At 34.7% G+C, this 17682-nt stretch carries 17 protein-coding genes and 1 pseudogene; 3 read left to right on the forward strand and 15 right to left on the reverse strand.

Translation table 11 applies throughout. The features are described 5' to 3' along the window. Window positions 1-75: 75 nt before the first annotated feature. Genes galU through ECA1_RS16355 form a run of 15 tightly spaced genes read right to left on the reverse strand, consistent with a single transcriptional unit; the run spans window position 76 to window position 14911 of the window. Window positions 76-948, reverse strand: a complete 873-nt coding sequence (gene galU, locus ECA1_RS16285; RefSeq protein WP_060793079.1) for a UTP--glucose-1-phosphate uridylyltransferase GalU — start codon at window positions 946-948, stop codon at window positions 76-78. Continuing rightward, complete coding sequence (locus ECA1_RS16290) at window positions 948-2372, reverse strand: lipopolysaccharide biosynthesis protein (RefSeq protein ID WP_060793080.1); 1425 nt, start codon at window positions 2370-2372, stop codon at window positions 948-950. Before ECA1_RS16290 ends, galU begins: the two co-directional genes overlap by 1 nt. Beyond that, the gene (locus ECA1_RS16295; RefSeq protein WP_060793081.1) at window positions 2344-3324 is read right to left on the reverse strand and encodes a polysaccharide pyruvyl transferase family protein; all 981 of its coding nucleotides are present in this window, start codon (window positions 3322-3324) and stop codon (window positions 2344-2346) included. Before ECA1_RS16295 ends, ECA1_RS16290 begins: the two co-directional genes overlap by 29 nt. 12 nt (window positions 3325-3336) lie before the next feature. Continuing rightward, on the reverse strand, window positions 3337-4452 hold the full coding sequence (locus ECA1_RS16300; protein WP_060793082.1) for a glycosyltransferase: 1116 nt from the start codon (window positions 4450-4452) through the stop codon (window positions 3337-3339). Between the two features lie 18 nt (window positions 4453-4470). Then, window positions 4471-5517: an EpsG family protein gene (locus tag ECA1_RS16305; protein ID WP_060793083.1), complete on the reverse strand. Its 1047-nt coding sequence runs from the start codon at window positions 5515-5517 to the stop codon at window positions 4471-4473. Between the two features lie 12 nt (window positions 5518-5529). Further along, entirely contained in the window at window positions 5530-6618 is a 1089-nt protein-coding gene (locus ECA1_RS16310) for a polysaccharide pyruvyl transferase family protein (protein ID WP_060793084.1), read from the reverse strand. Window position 6619: 1 nt separating this feature from the next. After that, entirely contained in the window at window positions 6620-7444 is an 825-nt protein-coding gene (locus ECA1_RS16315; protein WP_060793085.1) for a glycosyltransferase, read from the reverse strand. Window positions 7445-7487: 43 nt separating this feature from the next. Further along, window positions 7488-8318 carry an NAD-dependent epimerase/dehydratase family protein gene (locus ECA1_RS16320; protein ID WP_060793086.1) on the reverse strand — a complete coding sequence of 277 codons (831 nt, stop codon included), beginning with the start codon at window positions 8316-8318 and terminating at the stop codon, window positions 7488-7490. Beyond that, entirely contained in the window at window positions 8315-8929 is a 615-nt protein-coding gene (locus ECA1_RS16325; protein ID WP_060793087.1) for a sugar transferase, read from the reverse strand. The genes ECA1_RS16320 and ECA1_RS16325 overlap by 4 nt, the downstream gene beginning before the upstream one ends. A gap of 12 nt (window positions 8930-8941) precedes the next feature. Further along, window positions 8942-10759 carry a polysaccharide biosynthesis protein gene (locus tag ECA1_RS16330; RefSeq protein ID WP_060793088.1) on the reverse strand — a complete coding sequence of 606 codons (1818 nt, stop codon included), beginning with the start codon at window positions 10757-10759 and terminating at the stop codon, window positions 8942-8944. Between the two features lie 12 nt (window positions 10760-10771). Further along, window positions 10772-11536: a tyrosine-protein phosphatase gene (locus ECA1_RS16335; protein ID WP_060793089.1), complete on the reverse strand. Its 765-nt coding sequence runs from the start codon at window positions 11534-11536 to the stop codon at window positions 10772-10774. A 19-nt stretch (window positions 11537-11555) separates the two neighbouring features. After that, the gene (locus tag ECA1_RS16340; protein ID WP_060793090.1) at window positions 11556-12260 is read right to left on the reverse strand and encodes a CpsD/CapB family tyrosine-protein kinase; all 705 of its coding nucleotides are present in this window, start codon (window positions 12258-12260) and stop codon (window positions 11556-11558) included. A 13-nt stretch (window positions 12261-12273) separates the two neighbouring features. Continuing rightward, window positions 12274-13053, reverse strand: coding sequence for a YveK family protein (locus ECA1_RS16345; protein ID WP_060793091.1), 780 nt, complete (start codon window positions 13051-13053; stop codon window positions 12274-12276). A 15-nt stretch (window positions 13054-13068) separates the two neighbouring features. Further along, a complete protein-coding gene (locus ECA1_RS16350; protein ID WP_060793092.1) occupies window positions 13069-14001 on the reverse strand; it encodes an LCP family glycopolymer transferase in 933 nt (310 codons plus the stop codon). Between the two features lie 28 nt (window positions 14002-14029). Beyond that, window positions 14030-14911, reverse strand: coding sequence for a hypothetical protein (locus tag ECA1_RS16355; RefSeq protein ID WP_060793093.1), 882 nt, complete (start codon window positions 14909-14911; stop codon window positions 14030-14032). Between the two features lie 1307 nt (window positions 14912-16218). On the opposite strand from ECA1_RS16355, the gene ECA1_RS17960 reads away from it, so the two are divergent. From ECA1_RS17960 to ECA1_RS17970, 3 genes and pseudogenes are all read left to right on the forward strand, one after another. After that, a complete protein-coding gene (locus ECA1_RS17960; protein WP_236596065.1) occupies window positions 16219-16767 on the forward strand; it encodes a helix-turn-helix domain-containing protein in 549 nt (182 codons plus the stop codon). A gap of 26 nt (window positions 16768-16793) precedes the next feature. After that, window positions 16794-17084 carry a hypothetical protein gene (locus ECA1_RS17965; RefSeq protein ID WP_236596066.1) on the forward strand — a complete coding sequence of 97 codons (291 nt, stop codon included), beginning with the start codon at window positions 16794-16796 and terminating at the stop codon, window positions 17082-17084. Between the two features lie 36 nt (window positions 17085-17120). Further along, a pseudogene (locus ECA1_RS17970) lies at window positions 17121-17682 on the forward strand (helix-turn-helix domain-containing protein); the annotation flags it as partial.

Here is a 17682-nt window from a genome sequence, read left to right on the forward strand (position 1 = left end):
TATCCTATGACACGCTTACTACAAATCTTCTCATTTTACAAAAATAGCGATCAGCAAAAACTGATCGCTCGTATCTTATAATTTAGTAGCTAAGTCTTTGATGTAGGTGCGCAGTTCGTCTTTGATTTCAGGGTGTTTCAGTCCATATTCGATATTCGCTTCAACCATACCTAATTTGTCACCCACATCGTAGCGTTTGCCCTTGAATTCATGGGCAAATACCCGTTGTGTTTTATTCAAAGCATCAATCGCATCTGTTAATTGAATTTCATTTCCTGCACCAGGTGCTTGCTTTTCCAAGACATCAAAAATTTCAGGACGTAACAAGTAACGACCAATGATAGCTAAATCACTTGGTGCATCTTTTGGTAATGGTTTTTCCACGAAATTGCTGACATTGTATAGGCCAGGTGCCACTTCTTCATTTGGATTGATGATTCCATATTTCGAGGTATCCTCATGGGGTACCTTCATTACTGCCAATGTTGAAGCAGTGGTTTTATCGTAGTTATTGATTAATTGTTTTGTTAATGGGATATCATCGTTCATAATATCATCACCCAGCATCACAATAAATGGCTCATCCCCAACAAATGCTTTTGCTTGTAATACTGCATGTCCTAACCCTAATGGACGTTTTTGACGGATAAAATGCAGATTGATCCCGGTTGTTTCTTCCACAAGGTCCAATAACTCTTTCTTGCCTTTTGAAGAGAGATTTGATTCTAACTCAAAGTTCGAATCGAAATGATCCTCAATAGGTCGTTTGCCTTTACCTGTCACCACCAAAATATCTTCGATCCCAGAAGCGATCGCTTCTTCGACAATAAATTGAATCGTTGGTTTATCAACGATAGGTAACATTTCTTTGGCGATTGCCTTTGTAGCTGGCAGAAATCTTGTTCCTAGGCCTGCTGCCGGAATGACAGCTTTACGTACTTTTTTCATCAGCTTCTCCTAATTTTTTTTCTTAAATTAAAAATTATTAACAAAATAAACACTATTAAACTTAAAACTATTTCAGCGACAAATGCATCTTTATCTAAAAACAAATACAACCCAGATTGTATATATAAAATACATAAAAGAGAAATAACCTCAAAAGGACGAATATTCAAAACTATAAATCTTTTGGTGTCAAAATATCTCATTATATTAATCGTTATATAACTTAGGTTAGTTGCAATAATAGCACCTATTATTCCAAATACTGGAATAAGAAGAAAAGAAGAAACAACACTTACTGTAGCACCAACAATTGTAGAGATCATAATCATTTTATTGTTCATTGATGCAGTATATATAGATCCAAAGTAAACCGAAAAACAGTTTAAAACAGCTGAAACTAACAACAACGGAATCATGCTCCATGCGTAAAAAAAATCTCCCTGGAGTAAAAACTTTGCTATGAAAGGAATAAAAGTAATAATTATGCTACATGAAGAGATAATCAATGTATAATACGATATAAACACTTTTGAAAAAAAACTATTAGCATCTTTTTTACTAATTTCTTTAGAGGCTGAAAATTGCCAAGCTTGTTGAAAAATTGAAGATAAAACATTTATAATAGATGGCAACTTACTTATAGCTGTAAAAATACCTGCAGTTGCTAAACCTTCAAACATAACCAAAATATATCTTGTCGAAATATTAGCAAACCACCAAGATATAGAATTTGGAATCATTGGAACACTAAAAAATAGCATTTCTTTGAGAAGTTCTTTGTCATTCATCTGCGGTTTTAAATAAGAATTTAAACCAACAACAAAATATAAATATATGGCAGACGATACATTTCCAAATGCTATTGAAATAAGATAACCATATATACCATAAGAAAAGTATCCAACTAAAATAATATTACTTATTCCTAAAACAAAAGCATTTAGAATTCCGCTAATGGCAAATCTTTTCGAGTCTCCAATTCCTCTCGAAAACTGAGCAAATATTTGACGTATACTATACGTAACCAACATAATACAAAATAAAATTGGATAGAATGATCTTGTAGCTAATGAAGCAACTATAGTAATAAAAGTAACAACTAAATTTATCCAAAAAATAATCCTAAATGAATTTGATAAAATTAATATTCTTTCGTTTTTCTTAGAATCAATACTAAATCTAAAAACTGCTTCATATAAACACAGTGTAGCTAAGGGCATTAATAAATCGATACCATTACTCATCAACTCTGCAAATCCATACTCAGAAGGTGTCATCGCACTTGTATACAGAGGCATTAATAAAAATAAAATCAATTTAGACATAACATTTCCAATTGCAAAAATTACTGTGTTTGAACCTAATGTTTTTAGTTTAGAATCAAGTTTAATTTTCTTAAATAAACTGTTGTTTCCACTTCTCAATCTTATCATCCTCAATTATAATACTTGTTTTCCAGCTTGTTGAAAGTAGATTTTCAAGCTCACTAGATGTCTCGTCTCTCTCTATACAAGGTATATTATTATTCTTCTTTATCTCACGTGCTCTATTATCAATGGCTAGGATAACTGAGCGTCTACCATGTTGCATTGCAAAAATACCGCCGTGTAATCTTGTACCTACATAATCTGTATGGTTGTTAGTGAGGAATTTGTCAAATGTCACAAGATTTGGTGATAAAATAGTAATTCCAGCTGTTTCACCTAGTTGGTTCAAATAATCTAAGTCTTCTAAACTTTGAGGCCAGAAATAGATATCCTTATACAGTTTTCTTAAGATTACAATCATTGCTTTATCTTCATCAAAGTTTCTAAATGATTGATAATGAGTTAAAGTAAACACAACAGTTTCGCTTTTATCAAATGGAATTTCCGCATTTTTTTCTTCATTCAACTGCCAAAGAGTAGGACACCCTGTTACGACGGAGTCTATTCCTATACTATCTAACATATTTTTTGTTGCTTGATCTCTAACACTATGAATGTAATCCTTTGAAAGCACTTTTTTATATAGTATTTTAGTGTAGTTTGTAATCTTTTTGGCATTATTACCACTTCCCACTCCAAATAGAATACTATTTTCAACAACAGCTGTATTTAATAGATTAATATTCCAATTAGGCATAGGTCGTAACATATTTTTATAAAGAAGATTTGTTCCACATACAAATTTCAAATCAGCATTACAAAAATTATTTTTAAAACTTTTATTATAGTTTAGCTGAAACTTATTTAAAATACCTGTTCTAGAAGGTAATTTCATAATATAATCTTCTTTAAACATATTGTTTGAAATTTCATTAATTGCTTTATTAATAATTTCGTCACCTATATTTAATGTTCCTACTGATGTATCAAAAAAAAGGACCTTTTTCATATAAATTACCTCTCATCCTACTATTTCTCTATAATATTGAATTAATTTTTTTGCTTCTATATTTATATCGTACCCCAATTCAACTGTATCAGTTTGCTTTCTATCGACTTTTTGTTGAGAAATTTTATCAATTTGATTACACCAATACTCCTTGGTACTGTCTAACGAAATGTAAAAACTTTTAGAGCTTTGAAATTCTTTAGAAATAGAATCACTAAAAATACAAGGTAATCCTGATGAGAGTGCTTCTACACCTATAACTGGCAATCCTTCGTATAAAGAAGGCATAAGAAATAAATCAATTCCACACAGAATATTTTTAATATCATTTCTATATCCTAAAAAGTATACACTATTACAAATATCGCTTGTCTTGGCAAAGTTTCTTAACATCTCATATTCAGGACCTTCTCCCACAATTACAATTTTGTACTTATTAGAATTTTTATATTTCTTTAATTGAGAGAATACATCCAGTGCAAATTTAATATTCTTTTGTGGCGTTAGTCTTCCTATACAACCAATTACATAATCATCCTTTGTAAAATTAAGTTCTTCCCTAAAAGAAATTCTCTTCTTATCTGAATAGTTATAGTCAGAAATCTCAATCGCATTTTTTACTATCTTCACATTATTTTGTTGCATAGACTTTTTCCCAAAAAGAAACTCTCCTGCCTCATACGAACAAGCAACGTAATGAGTAGCTAATTTTTTTAAATTTAAACACAAAATTTTATTCCTAATAGCTTTGATTTTCGAATCCGAATAATTTGTTGCATGACTATGAGCAATGATTTTTTTTATACCATTTTTTTTTGCTTTTCTTGCAACTAAAAACGCAACATTCACAGTGTGTATATGAACTACTTGGTAGTTTTTTGCTATCTCAGAAAACATTTCATTTAACCTTCGATTTATTTCAAACATATTTTTTAGGGATAAAGAAGGAACAACATATACATTTGACCCTAAACCTTTGACGTATGAATCAAACGCCCCTTCCTTTTCATCTGAAAAGAGTAAATAATCATATTGAATCCCTTCAGTAAAATGTGATTGATAATTTTTTACGACAGATCCTATTCCTCCAGTTGGTCTTCTACCAATTATATTTAATATTTTCAGCAATATAGCACCTCATTCTATTTATTGAAAGAAAAATTCGTATGGGTAAATTCTATTCCAATCCGGTCTCAAAATTAGAATACTTAATGAATAAGCAAAAAAACTAATAATTAAAATATAACAGATAATCAGATAATATTTTTTGTTTTTTTGCATGTAAATGGCATTAGGAAGCAATATAATTGAAAAAACGGAGAAATAATCACTTACTCTATCTAACAAACTAAATCTAATCGAAATTATTGAAATACTTAACCCTATTAATAATAATTTAAACATCACATCATTAATTTTGTTTTTTGGATATTTAAACAAATAAATAAACAAAATAATAACAAAACTTACTAAAATATTCAATATCGTAGCTGTACGTGTATTTCCATCCATATATGAAGAATTTAAATAATAACTATATGTAGGAAAATAACTTAAAATGAAGCTAAATATATAATTAAACACTGAAAATCCAATAATTGTTAATAATGAAAGTAATGTTAAAAACTTTTTGTTATCCTTAACCTCATAAACAAACCAGGCAATTATAAAAATAAATGCAGTGTTATGGAAGCTTGTAGCTAATAAAACAAATACTAAAAAAGGAAGAAACTTTTTTTTTGTTAAAAAATAGAAAGCCACAAATATTGAGGATAGGGCAAGAGTCTGTCTAGCTATATTCATACTCAAATCAAAATATCTTAAAGTAAAGAACAGATAGACACTTATCCAAGGTATCAATGAATACCTTTTGATGAGCATATAGTATGCTAAACAAGTTAAAGTTGCAATAGCTATAATTAAAATTTGTGGGTCGTTTGAAATATAAGAAATACACTTATTAAAAAGCAAAAATCCTTTTTCGTATCTCCACGTAAAGTTTTCTATAGAAGATGTCTGTAAATTTATAAACAAATCTCTATAGTCTTGGGTATCATTTCCAACAATGGGAGATCTAAAAGCAGAAATTATAAAAAATAAAAAAAATATAAATCTAAGAAAATAAATTTTATAACGGCTTAGTAATACACCTAAACTTACTATCACAAACACTAATAAAAAAAATAACCACATTTTTAAACCTCACTAATTTTCTAATTCATAAATTATCGTAGCCAAACTATCATCTAACTTTTTATTCAATGAGTTATTTACTTGTAATTTAGCTAATCTATCAATTTCTTGTACAAAATTATTTAAATTAGAAGTAAAGGTAATAAAATTACAGTCCGAAATCCATTCGAACTGCCCCGTAACCTTGTGGTTATAAGTTTCTAAGACAATGCAAGGTGTTCTAGTTATATAACAAAATATCATTCCATGTAATCTATCTGTAACAACTATTTTAGAAGATGAAATTTCTTTCAGCTTCTTTTCTAGTTCAAAATAACGATTATTTTTATCCACGTTATAAGATAGTACTGTATCAGTGTATGATGTTTTGAATCCATTTTTTTTCAAGTGATTATCCATTTCATCCAAATTAAGTCTATCTTGTGCTTTCTCTCTATCATTTCTCAAACAAAAAAGTATTTTTTTGTTTTCAATTTTATTCTCATTAAAAATATTACTTTTATAGGAAAAAACAATATCCGGCACTAAATTTAGGTATTTAAAGTCATAGCCTTTCATAATATCATATGATTTCTGATCTCGAACTAGTATTCGTATATTTTTATGTCTTTTTAATACATTAATAGTATTAGCCTTTTCTTTTGAACCTAAATTTGTATCAGGAAAATATACTGTTTGCGGAAATAAGACTATTTTATTATTAGGAAAATTTTTAATGATATTCCTTCTAAGTAATTCTTCCCTAAAATATTCTATACCTATATTACCGCCACCTTTTAAAGTTATGATGTCATTTGGTTGAATAACTTCTTTTAAGGTGTTAATGGCCATAATTGTTTCATCAACATAGAATTCCATAACCTCATATAAGGGGAAATTTTTTTCCAAAAATTCTTTGTGAGCAATAGTTAATGCATGATCGCCAAGATTAGGATAATCCGTAGCTAGCATAAGAAATATTCTAGGTTTTGAGCTTAGTTTAATATCTAACTTATCTGAGTTTTTTAATTGTTTTTTTACAATCATTTGAATCAATTTTAATTTTAAGCCTAAAGGTAATCTCTTCTTTATTTCTTCGATTATCGGTATTCGTTTGCTCATTTTATGCTTTTCTCCTTAAAAATTTATCAGAAACTTTTTTCATAAGCCAATTAGGGGAAATCAAGAAAAAAACTTGACTAGCGAATACATATAAGAAATCTATCCAACTACAATATCCTCTTTTGGTAAACTTATAAATAGTAGTGATATAGCTTTTACAATTTACTTTGTCTTTTCTTCGAAGATAATTATCTTTATTAGATCTAAAATACAAACCTATATTGTTTAAATTTTGTGCGTAAAACCCTTTACTTAAAGCACAAAGAAACAAATCTAAATCTTCTTTTCTTTTAACATCATTGTAGCCGCCAATAGAAATTATTTCACTTTTCTTATACATTACAGTAGGGTGATTAAATGGACTTCTTCTTTTAGAAAACTTTAATATATCATTATAATTAACCGGAACAATTCTCATACTTTCGATTTTTGAAGGTGAATCATAAAATTCAGCAATTTGCGTACCTAATATACTCAGATTAGGTTTTTTATTAAATTCTTTGATTTGTAAATCGCATCTATCGGGTAAAGCTATATCATCACTATCCATACGCGCAACTAATTCATTCTTGCAGTTCTTTAATCCCTCATTTAAAGCCAAACCTAAACCAACATTTTTTTTCAAACGAATTAGTTTAATTTCGTGGTAATTCTGTTGGTATTCATTCAACAGATTATCCAATGATTCTGTTAATGGTCCATCTATTACTATTATAAAATCATTTGTTTTTTTTGTTTGACCTAATATACTCTCAATACTTTCTTTTAAAAAAGTAGCAGACTCTTTTGCATATACTGACATTAAAACAGAATAATTTTCAAACATTTTTACTCCTTCTTGCTTAAAAATCAAGCTTTCGCATTAATTTTTAAATATCTTTACTGTATACCAAACTTCCAAAAGCCTTATTGGCTAATTTTCCTACCTTACCCGGAAAATAACCCATAAGATATATTAACCAATTTAAACAAGAGAATAAATAAATTTTTTTCCCATTAGAATTACCAATATCTCTCACCATATAACTTGTTCTGACATAATTTTTATCTTGAGGAAAATATAAACCTTCTTTTCTGGTATCAATGATATTTTTTATAAAATCACATAATGTATCTATATGGATCATTGATCTTTCGTTTTTTATGTTCGGAAAAAAAGAAACTTTATTTGCAATTTTAATTAATTGTTGATAATTACCTTTACTTCCATTTCCGTAAATCATCGGTGGCCTTAAAATAACAATTTTAAAATCACTTTGGTTAAGTGGCATAAGTTTCTTCTCAGCTTTTAATTTGCTATCTCCATAAAAATTAGAAGGATTGGGTTCGGTATCCCTACTAATTACCCTTTTTTTATTTATACTTGTGTTCTCTCCGTATACTATTATGGAGCTCATATAAATAAATTGTCCTACCTTACAATTCAAATCCTTTTTGTACTTTTCCGCCGTTTCAACTGCTAAATCACAGTTCACTTTATAATAAAGTTGTTTCGTTTCTTCACTGACTTTTGAAACATCAGCATGAGCAATCCCTGCAACATGGAAAATAGAATCATAGAGTGAAAAATCTTTCTCTTTCCAAGCTTCTCCGTGCATATCTATCGTATCAATTTGGTAATCATCACCAAATTGTTGCATCCATTTTTCAAAAGATGTTCCTATATAACTATTAGCACCAGTAATCAGGATACGCTTCATTTTTCATCCTCCTTTTTGATTGTACCAGTACCACCTTCTACAACCCCAGCACTTTTGAAAACAGAAGTAAGCGTTCCAAAAAAACACTTAATATCCATGGCTGGTGAGATATTTTCTGTATAATAACCGTCTAGTTTAGCCTTATGAGGAATTTCCAGCTCGTCTCTACCACTGATTTGGGCTAATCCGGTTAATCCTGGCCTGATAGCGTTCGCTTGATATTTATCACGTTCATCAATCAAATCATATTGATTCCACAACGCAGGTCTAGGACCAATAACTGCCATATCACCCTTTAAAATATTAAATAGTTGCGGCAACTCATCTAAACTGGTTTTCCGTAAAAACTTACCCACTTTTGTGATAAAAAAATCAGGTTTTTCCAATAGATGTGTTGGCATTTCTTTCGGCGTATCAACTTTCATAGTTCGAAATTTGTAAATATAAAAATGTGATTTATTCTTGCCCACTCGCTTTTGCTGAAAAATAATTGGTCCTTTTGAATCTAGCTTGATCGCTACACACAATATCAAAAACACAGGAGAAAGAATGATGATACCCACTAAAGACATAAAGAAATCTATTCCCCGTTTTAACCCTTCCTTATACATCTAAATTCACTCCTATTTATTGGAAGCATTCGCAAAATGAACAACTGCTTTTGCTAATTGATTGTCATCTTGTGGTAAATTTTCAACGACATCCATGACATCCTTTATGGAATAACCTTTAATATTTCCTACAAAAATCTTTTCAAATACAGCTTCATCGTTGCGTTCCTTATCCAAAAGCAACTCTTCATATAATTTTTCACCTGGCCGGATACCTGTTTCAATAATCTCAATCTCATCTTCACTATAGCCGCTCAAGCGAATCATATTTTTGGCAAGATCGACAATCTTCACTGGTTCGCTCATATCTAATATGAAAATTTCTCCGCCTTTTGCCAAGGCACCTGATTGAATCACCAAGCGACTTGCTTCCGGAATCGTCATAAAATATCTTGTCATGCGAAAATCTGTCACAGTAATTGGACCGCCTTTGGCAATCTGTTCTCTGAAAACCGGAATCACACTCCCACGAGAACCCAATACATTTCCGAAGCGGACAGCGGAAAATTTGGTACAGCCTTCTTCATTTAATCCTGTAACGATCATCTCAGCAATTCGCTTCGTCGCCCCCATCACGTTTGGCGGATTATTCGCTTTATCAGTAGATACCATCACAAAACTCTTTACTTGAGCTGCCTTAGCAGCTTCTGCAACATTTTTTGATCCATAAATATTGTTCTTTACTGCTTCTCTTGGATTATATTCCATCAGCGGCACATGTTTGTGTGCAGCAGCATGATACACTATATCTGGATGATAAGCATGCATAATATCAAAAATTCTGTTACGGTCTTGAACATCAGCGATAATTGGTATAATCTCTGTGACACTATCTTTGTAAGTATTTCTTAATTCACGCTCGATCAAATAAATCGAATTTTCACCATGCCCTAAAAGTAATAGTTTACAAGGGTTAAATTGAATCACTTGACGGCAAATCTCTGACCCAATCGATCCACCTGCGCCAGTCACCAAAATTGTTTTTCCGGTGATTTGATCTTTGATTGAATCAATATCCAACTGTACTTCATCTCTACCTAATAAATCCACGACATCAATTTTTTTCAGGCGTGACATACTGATTTTGCCCGAAGCCATTTCTTCCATGGATGGCATTGTATTGACTTTAACATGTAATGGTTCAATTGCTTCAAAAATTTCGCGTAGTTTTTTGCGAGAGAGAGAAGGAATGGCGATCGTAATCATTTTTATGTCATATTTTTCAACTAGCACTGGCAATTCATCGATTTTTCCAAATACTTTCTTACCAGATAGATAAGTATTCTTTTTATTCGGGTCATCATCAACGAAACCTATCACATTTATTTCACTGGCAGTTTTTGAGCCTAATAAACTATTGTAAAGAATACGTCCGCCTTCGCCAGCACCAACAATCAAAGTATTCTTGGTATGATCACTGGTGATATAGCGGCTGTTCTTTTTTTCTATACACAGTCGCCATATCAATCGACTAGATATGATAAAGGAAAGCGATAGAAAATAAGTAAAGGTAATCATCCGCAGACTATAATTGTCATTAACAAAGAAGAAACATACGATACTCACGATTGAACCAAATGACAATGCAAGAAAGATCGCAATCATCTCACTCAAGTTTGTATAACGATTGATTCTTGAAAAGACACGGAAAATAAACCCAAATATCAAATAAAACACAATAGATAAGACTGTAGAAAGACGTACAAAATCCATCGGTATTGGTACAAATGGTTTCATAAAATAAAACGACGCCATATTTGCTATAACCAGTAACAAACTATCTACTAAAATCAATGTAATAATTTTTCTTCTTCTTGTTAATTCAAACAACCCAAACGCCCCCTAAAAAAAACCAAACTTTTTCTTTTTCACTTCTATATATTCTGGATAGTCAATTTGATCCCCATTAATCAAATCTTTTGCAACATCTTGCATTTTTGTCACTTTATACTGACCAAAATCTTTGGCTATTTGATCATAGGCCTCACGAATATAAAAAGTACGTTTTTTAACCCCATGCGCATCAGAAGCCATCATTTGTACCAAATTATGTTCAACCATGATTTTCGCCGTCTTCTGAATGTCTCTACCAAAGATTCCCACATAACTTGGTGCTGTCAATTGCGCCAAACACCCCATCTCTAAGAACGGAATCAAATGATTTGGGTCCTTTCTGAAATGTGCATTCCTTTCTGGATGGACAATCACGGGGGTTATACCTAAACTTTTTAACTCGAAAAATGTGCGTTCTGCATAAGTAGGAACTTCCATTGTAGGAAATTCTATCAAAATATACGTATCATCTAAATCTGTAAAAAGGATTTCATCTCGCCGTATATCCTCAATTAAATCTCCTGTGATGCGTACTTCCTGACCTTCTAAGACTGTTAATGGCAAATTGCGTCGATCTAATTCTGACTGCAAAAAAGAGACCAGAGAAATGACGTCAGATTTAGGATTCCTATACTTTCCATTGTTGTGATGGGGGGTGCATAGAATGTGGGTGATCCCTTGACTGATTGCTTTTTCAGCCATGGCAATACTTGCTTCTAAATCTTCAGCTCCGTCATCAACACCTGGTAATATATGGCAATGTAAATCAATCATTTCTCTCGTCTCCAATCAGTTAGTTTCCGTAATAATAATAATAGCCAGAATCTTTGCTGAGTTCCGCGCCATTGTATACCACGCCTAACACGCGCGCTTGAACCATATTCAAGAGTTCTTTGGCTTTGCTCAAAGACTCTTTTCTCGAAACGTTTTCCCGGACCACGATGATCGTGCCATCGACTTTAGATGCCATAATTTGGGCATCTGTGACCGCAACCACCGGTGGCATATCAAAAATCACGACATCATATAAATTTTTGGCTTCTTCGATGACTTGATTCATTCTCGCTGAACCGAGTAATTCTGATGGATTTGGCGGCTTTGGGCCGCTTGTTAATACGGATAGGTTATCAATGATCGTTTTTTGTGCTGCTTCTAATATGCTGGTAGACGTACTTAGAACTGTGCTTAATCCTGAAGCATTATTCAGATTAAAAGTTTTATAGACGGTTGGTTTTCGCAAATCCGCATCGACCAATAATACCCGTTGGCCAGATTTAGCAAACACTACGGCTAAATTCGCAGAAGTAATGGATTTGCCTTCCCCTGGTCCGGAAGATGTAATCACGAGCGTTTGGATGTGACGGTCTGCAGAGGAAGCAAATTGGATATTGGTGCGGATCGTACGATACTGTTCTGCAATCGGAGAAGACGGATCAATTAATGTAATCAAACTTACCGCGTGGGTTTGGGGCACTTTTCTTTCTTGTTTTTTGGCCATCAATTTTCTCCTCCTATACCCTAGATCGACTGCGCCGAGATTCAGCCGACTTATCACTTGTTGTTTTTTTCATTACTGGTGCTGCAGCTTTTGTGGGAATTGTTGCATTTAGTTCTTTCTGTGTCATCTGTGGCACTGTCCCTAAGACAATGAATCCTAAGGTATCGGTCACAAACTTATCATCTTTGACCGTTCGATCTAACAGTTCAAACAAGAAGGCCAATCCAATCCCTACCATCACACCAAGCACTAGTCCTATCGCCAAATTCAATTTATTGTTTGGAGAGACCGGTGATGAACTAGCTACTGCACTGGACACGATCGAAATTTTGTCTACATTCATGACGTCTTTGGCATTTTCTTGGAAGACCAAAGAAGTTGTATTCGCAATTCGTTGCGCTGTGACTGCATTGGGACTTGTGGCTTGAATGGAAAACATTTGTGAGTTTTGCGATTGATTGACCGCGATTGCTTCTTTGATTTGTCCGGCGGTCATGTCAATATTGTTTTCGGATGCTAAGCGGTCTTTGACCTCATTCATCACCAAATCGCTGACGATCATATCTTTATAGGTATTGATCATTTGCAGATTGGTATTCACATCATTGGCATTGGTGGTTTCGGACTGTGGCAATGTGACAATCAATTGCGCTTGTGAACTATATTTAGGTGTGATAACAAAGAATGTTGCGACTCCAGCAAGTGCCAGTCCAACAAACATTGAAACCAGTATTGTTGTTATGTGCTTGCGTAAAATTTCGAAGATTTCTTTCAAACTAATCGTTTCTTCCATTATTCCTCCACTTTCCTATTCGTTGTCTAAGTTCAATTGGGCTTTCAACTCTGTTTGAACTTGAGCTAATTCATCATCACTGACACGTTGGTATGAAATCCCCTCTTGCATGAAGCCTTCACCCTTTAATTGGTCTTGTTTGACAGTATTGAAGGCATCGCGGTAATTCAGTGCAATGGTTCGCAAATCATCAAAGCTCATATCGGTTTTCATATTGCTCTCAACCGCTGATAATATCCCTTGGTATTTGCTCACACCATCGAAGCTCAATACTTTACGGGCAATCCCTTCGACAATTTTGCGTTGCCGTTCTTGTCGACCATAATCACCATTCGGATCTTCATGGCGCATCCGGGAATAAGCCAAAGCTTGATCGCCATCCAGTGTGATTTTACCGATTGTAAAATCGTACCCGCTTTGTGAAAAGGTTAAATCGTTGTTGACTTCAATCCCGCCAACAGCATCTACCAGCTCTTTCAACCCAGCCATATTGATGGAAATATAATGGTCGATTGGAATATCTAAGTAGTTCTCCACCGTATTCATTGACATCGCTGGGCCGCCGAATGCATAAGCATGATTGATTTTGTCTTGTGTCCCATGGCCAATGATATCGACATAGGTGTCTCGGGCAATACTGACAATGGTTGTTTGATTGTCTTCTGGACTCACGGTTGCCACCATCATCGTATCAGAGCGCCCTTGTTCGACCCTTCCAAGATCCCCTGTATCGATCCCCATCAATAACACAGAGAAGGATTGATTTTGCGCCAAATCAACTTTCGTTTCGCGTTTGGTTTCCTCTTGATCCCGCTCCACCGACTCATAGGTCTTTTGGATCGATCCTGAGAGATCCATATACAATTTTGCACCGACACCAACGATCCCAATCACCAAGACGGCCACGATACCAAAAATAATCAAAAAAATCTTTTTTCCTTTTGACATGTTTTTTCCTCCAGTTGATACTTGCTTATCAGTAAGCTGAATCTGTATCGGCTTCTGTATCTGTCCAGCTACTTTCATCTTGTGAATCCGTGTCACTCGTATCTGAATAGGTGTCCGTTGCGGTCGATGTTGTACTACCATAATAGCCATAACCCATTTGTGTCGAAATAGCGTCAGCGAGTTTCGCATATTTCTCTTTAAGTTCTTCGTTTCTCACTTGATTGATACTGTCGACCACTGCCAGATATTTGTCTAGGGTGACTTCACTTGTAACTACATTATCTTTTAACATACTTTTAAAGCTTTCATCAAGTTTCGCGATTCTGTCTAATTGGGCATCGGCGTAGCCTAGATACTCAGTCACGAGATCTTTCCACTTGCTATCGTCGAAGAAATTCACGTTTTCTCGGATATTGCCGACATCGGTCACCTTCAGATCTGCTTTGATAATGACGTTGTTCACCGCTTTTTGCCAATTTGAGACCCCTTTGGTAAAGAGGGCATCGGCCGCTGATTGGACATTGAGTTTTGCTTCCACGTCTTTCAGTTGATCATCTAATGCTGTTTTTTGTGCTTGGATATCTTTGGAATCGCTTGGCAAGGCATCCTCCTCGATCCCATAGTCATCCGCGGATACTTTGATTGCTGCTAATTTGGCCACCAGTTTCGAGACGTCTTCTTGTGTCAGGTCTTTTCTCAAGAATGTTTGGTCATCGTTGCTGTATAGTTTGCCAATCTCTTCTGCAATAGCTGCTAGACTGTCTTTCTCTGTGGCAATGGCGGTCTGCGCATATGCCACCCGATGTTCATATTGCTTTTGGTTGTTCTGCCTGTAGCCTAACAAGCAGATCGCGACCGCTCCAATACCCACGAACAAAACGGTCAAAGTCTTAAATAACGGCTTTCCCATGAATACACTCCTTAATTCAATTGTGTAGAAACAAAAAATTTGCCTTCAATATTACTTAACTATACAAGGCAATTCTATCTTATTATATGAGAAAATAGACCTCAATGAAAGGATATTCATGATATTTCTATTAAAAACCCCTGTTATTTGATCTCAGAAAACAAAATTATTCGTGTCTTTGTTATCATTTAATCCAAAAAAATAGCCGCTATCGTTTACAATTTTGAGTAAAAACATGATAGAGACACTCCTTCACCGTAGGAAAGCAGCCATAAGATGACAAGCCTTAAGCGTGTTGTTGCAATGAAGCTGTTATCTATGGAAGAAGTGTTGATGACGCATGATCAGTATTTTGATGCATCCTCATGCATCTTTGACTGAATGCAATTTCTTTTTATTTTGCTTTTTTTACAATGACGTACTAATTTGAACAATTCTATATTTTTAGAAACAAGTAAATTTTATGGTTTATTGCAGTTAATGTCAATAAGATTTTGGTCAAATGAAAGAGATTACCTTATCATTATAAACCATTTGTCATTTAATTTCGTACAATCATTTGTTTCAAAGGATTCATTCCATGAAGGCAGCCAATATGTTTTTTTGCATAATCAAGTAAAGTCATTTGCTTTCCTCGCCTTTGGCCTAATGAGCCTTCTTCTCTTTGCTATACCATGCAATGATGATTTTCCCCCATTCATTCTATTGGTGTGGCTGTCGAGGGTCTTGCGCCTCCGGAATTTATTTCATGTTGCGTGCTTGTTCGATGTAGGCCGAAGGAATGTACTTATCCATCTCCAACCGCGCAAAAAAAGCGACAATCGGTGTAATTGTCTATAATGAACAGCTTGACTGGCTGGTATGCGGTAGGTTCTAGTCCATCTAGAATATTTGGCTTTTCTACGCAGTTTTTGTGCGATTTGATTTTCAACAAGATACGCCAGCTGCACTACATGATCTTTGACAGCTTCACTCGGGGCTGTATTGCTGCATAAGGCATAGAAGTAATCTAGGTATTGGGTCACGGCCATCGTCTTTTCGAAATCCTTTGCTTTGATCCTCATTTGATCTCCCTAACTTTCGCTCTCTTTCTTCCAATGAACCCCATTACAATACATCTGTGGCTATTGCAGTGCCTGATAATTGATCGGAAATGTGCATTTTCATCTATTATAATGGATGAATTATTCACAAAGCTTCAAAAATTTCCTCACACGGTGAAAATGGTGATTTGTTTTCACGTGTTCATTTTCATTAAGATAGCTATAGAAAGAATTGTACAGGCTATCATAGAAAGGAGCAGAGTCGTGAAAAATTTGCAGACCCACTTTGTCACCAATGCTGCTACCTTGCGTTGGTTGCGTATTTTAGACATTTTTGAGGAGAATCCGGTTTGTTCCACCAAAACCTTGGCGGGAGTCTCTAACAGCACGTCACGAACGATTGTCTCAGATATCAATGATCTGAAGCTGCATTTCGGTGATTCTGTCAGCATCGAATCTTCCCACCGGGGCTACGTGTTTGGTATCTGCCATCCGGGACAATATCTCACAGCTATGCGGTCATTGATTGCGGATGAAATGCTCTTTCATATCGTGGAGAGTATTTTCCAAAATGAGTTGCGTAGTTCCTTGGAATGGGCAGAAACATATCATATCTCCGAAAGTACCGTGTTGCGTTATTTGAAGAAAATCCATCCTGTATTACGGGCGTATGGGTTGAAGATGCAATATTCCCCGGTAACGTTCATCGGTAAAGAAAGCCACATCCGGAAATTTTTTCATGATTTTATTATGAATCGGAGATCACTGCCCACATCATTTTCCCGCCAATTGCCGTCCACGATATCACACTGACCTTATTTGCTGATTGCCACCAACGTTTGAATCAATCATGTTCTTTCAGTAAATTCAATTATTACCTCTATATTACTTTGGAACGCTACTGTGCCAATTATCTGATTGAAGCACCCACCTGTTTGATTGATTTGGTCACCAAGCAATCCTATTTACATGCATTTGCCAAAATCAATCGAATCATCCATTGCCACTACCAAAGGGAACTGTCGGTGGCTGAGTTGGTCCACTTATTTATCTTGGTGTTTGGTCGCCATTCGATTAGTGACAACAGCGGTGAAAAAAATTTTTGTCAAAAATTCAATCACCATCCTTAAATCAAACATTTGGCCCATGATCTGGTGGCGAATTTCTTGCCGCAAACCAAAGATATGGCCCGTGAAAGGGTGTTGCTGGAATCTTTCTTCACTGTCGTTCATCTAAAGCAAATGATGACACCAATGCTCAATCACAATACGTCAGAAGTGAATACGTTTGTCCGGGAGAACTTTCCCGAAGAATGGCGCCTTTGCCAAGCGTTCTTTCGAACTAACAGTGACTATGCATATCTTTGGGATGCCAAAAGTTTGACTCATATTATGGCGAGTCTGACATTATATGCTTGTTCGATCCAGTCTTTATACTGGCAAGACCGCAAAAATGTGGCCTTTCTCTTTGAAGGTTCCCACTTTATCTGTCAATATTTGAGAAGTTCCGCTACACGCTATATTCGCAGTTCCCGTCATTTTTACTTTCCTGATGTCAATGAAATGTCCTCAGATTATTTCAAGCGTCATCAGATTGATTTAATGGTGACCAATTATACGGAATATGCTGCAGAATATGGCGCTACCATCGTTTGTCTGCTGTTCAAGACCTTCCCAAATAAGAATGATTGGGATGCACTGGCCTCGAAATTAGATCCGCTTTTCGCAG

Source organism: Enterococcus casseliflavus NBRC 100478 (assembly GCF_001544095.1).
Taxonomy (GTDB): domain Bacteria; phylum Bacillota; class Bacilli; order Lactobacillales; family Enterococcaceae; genus Enterococcus_D; species Enterococcus_D casseliflavus.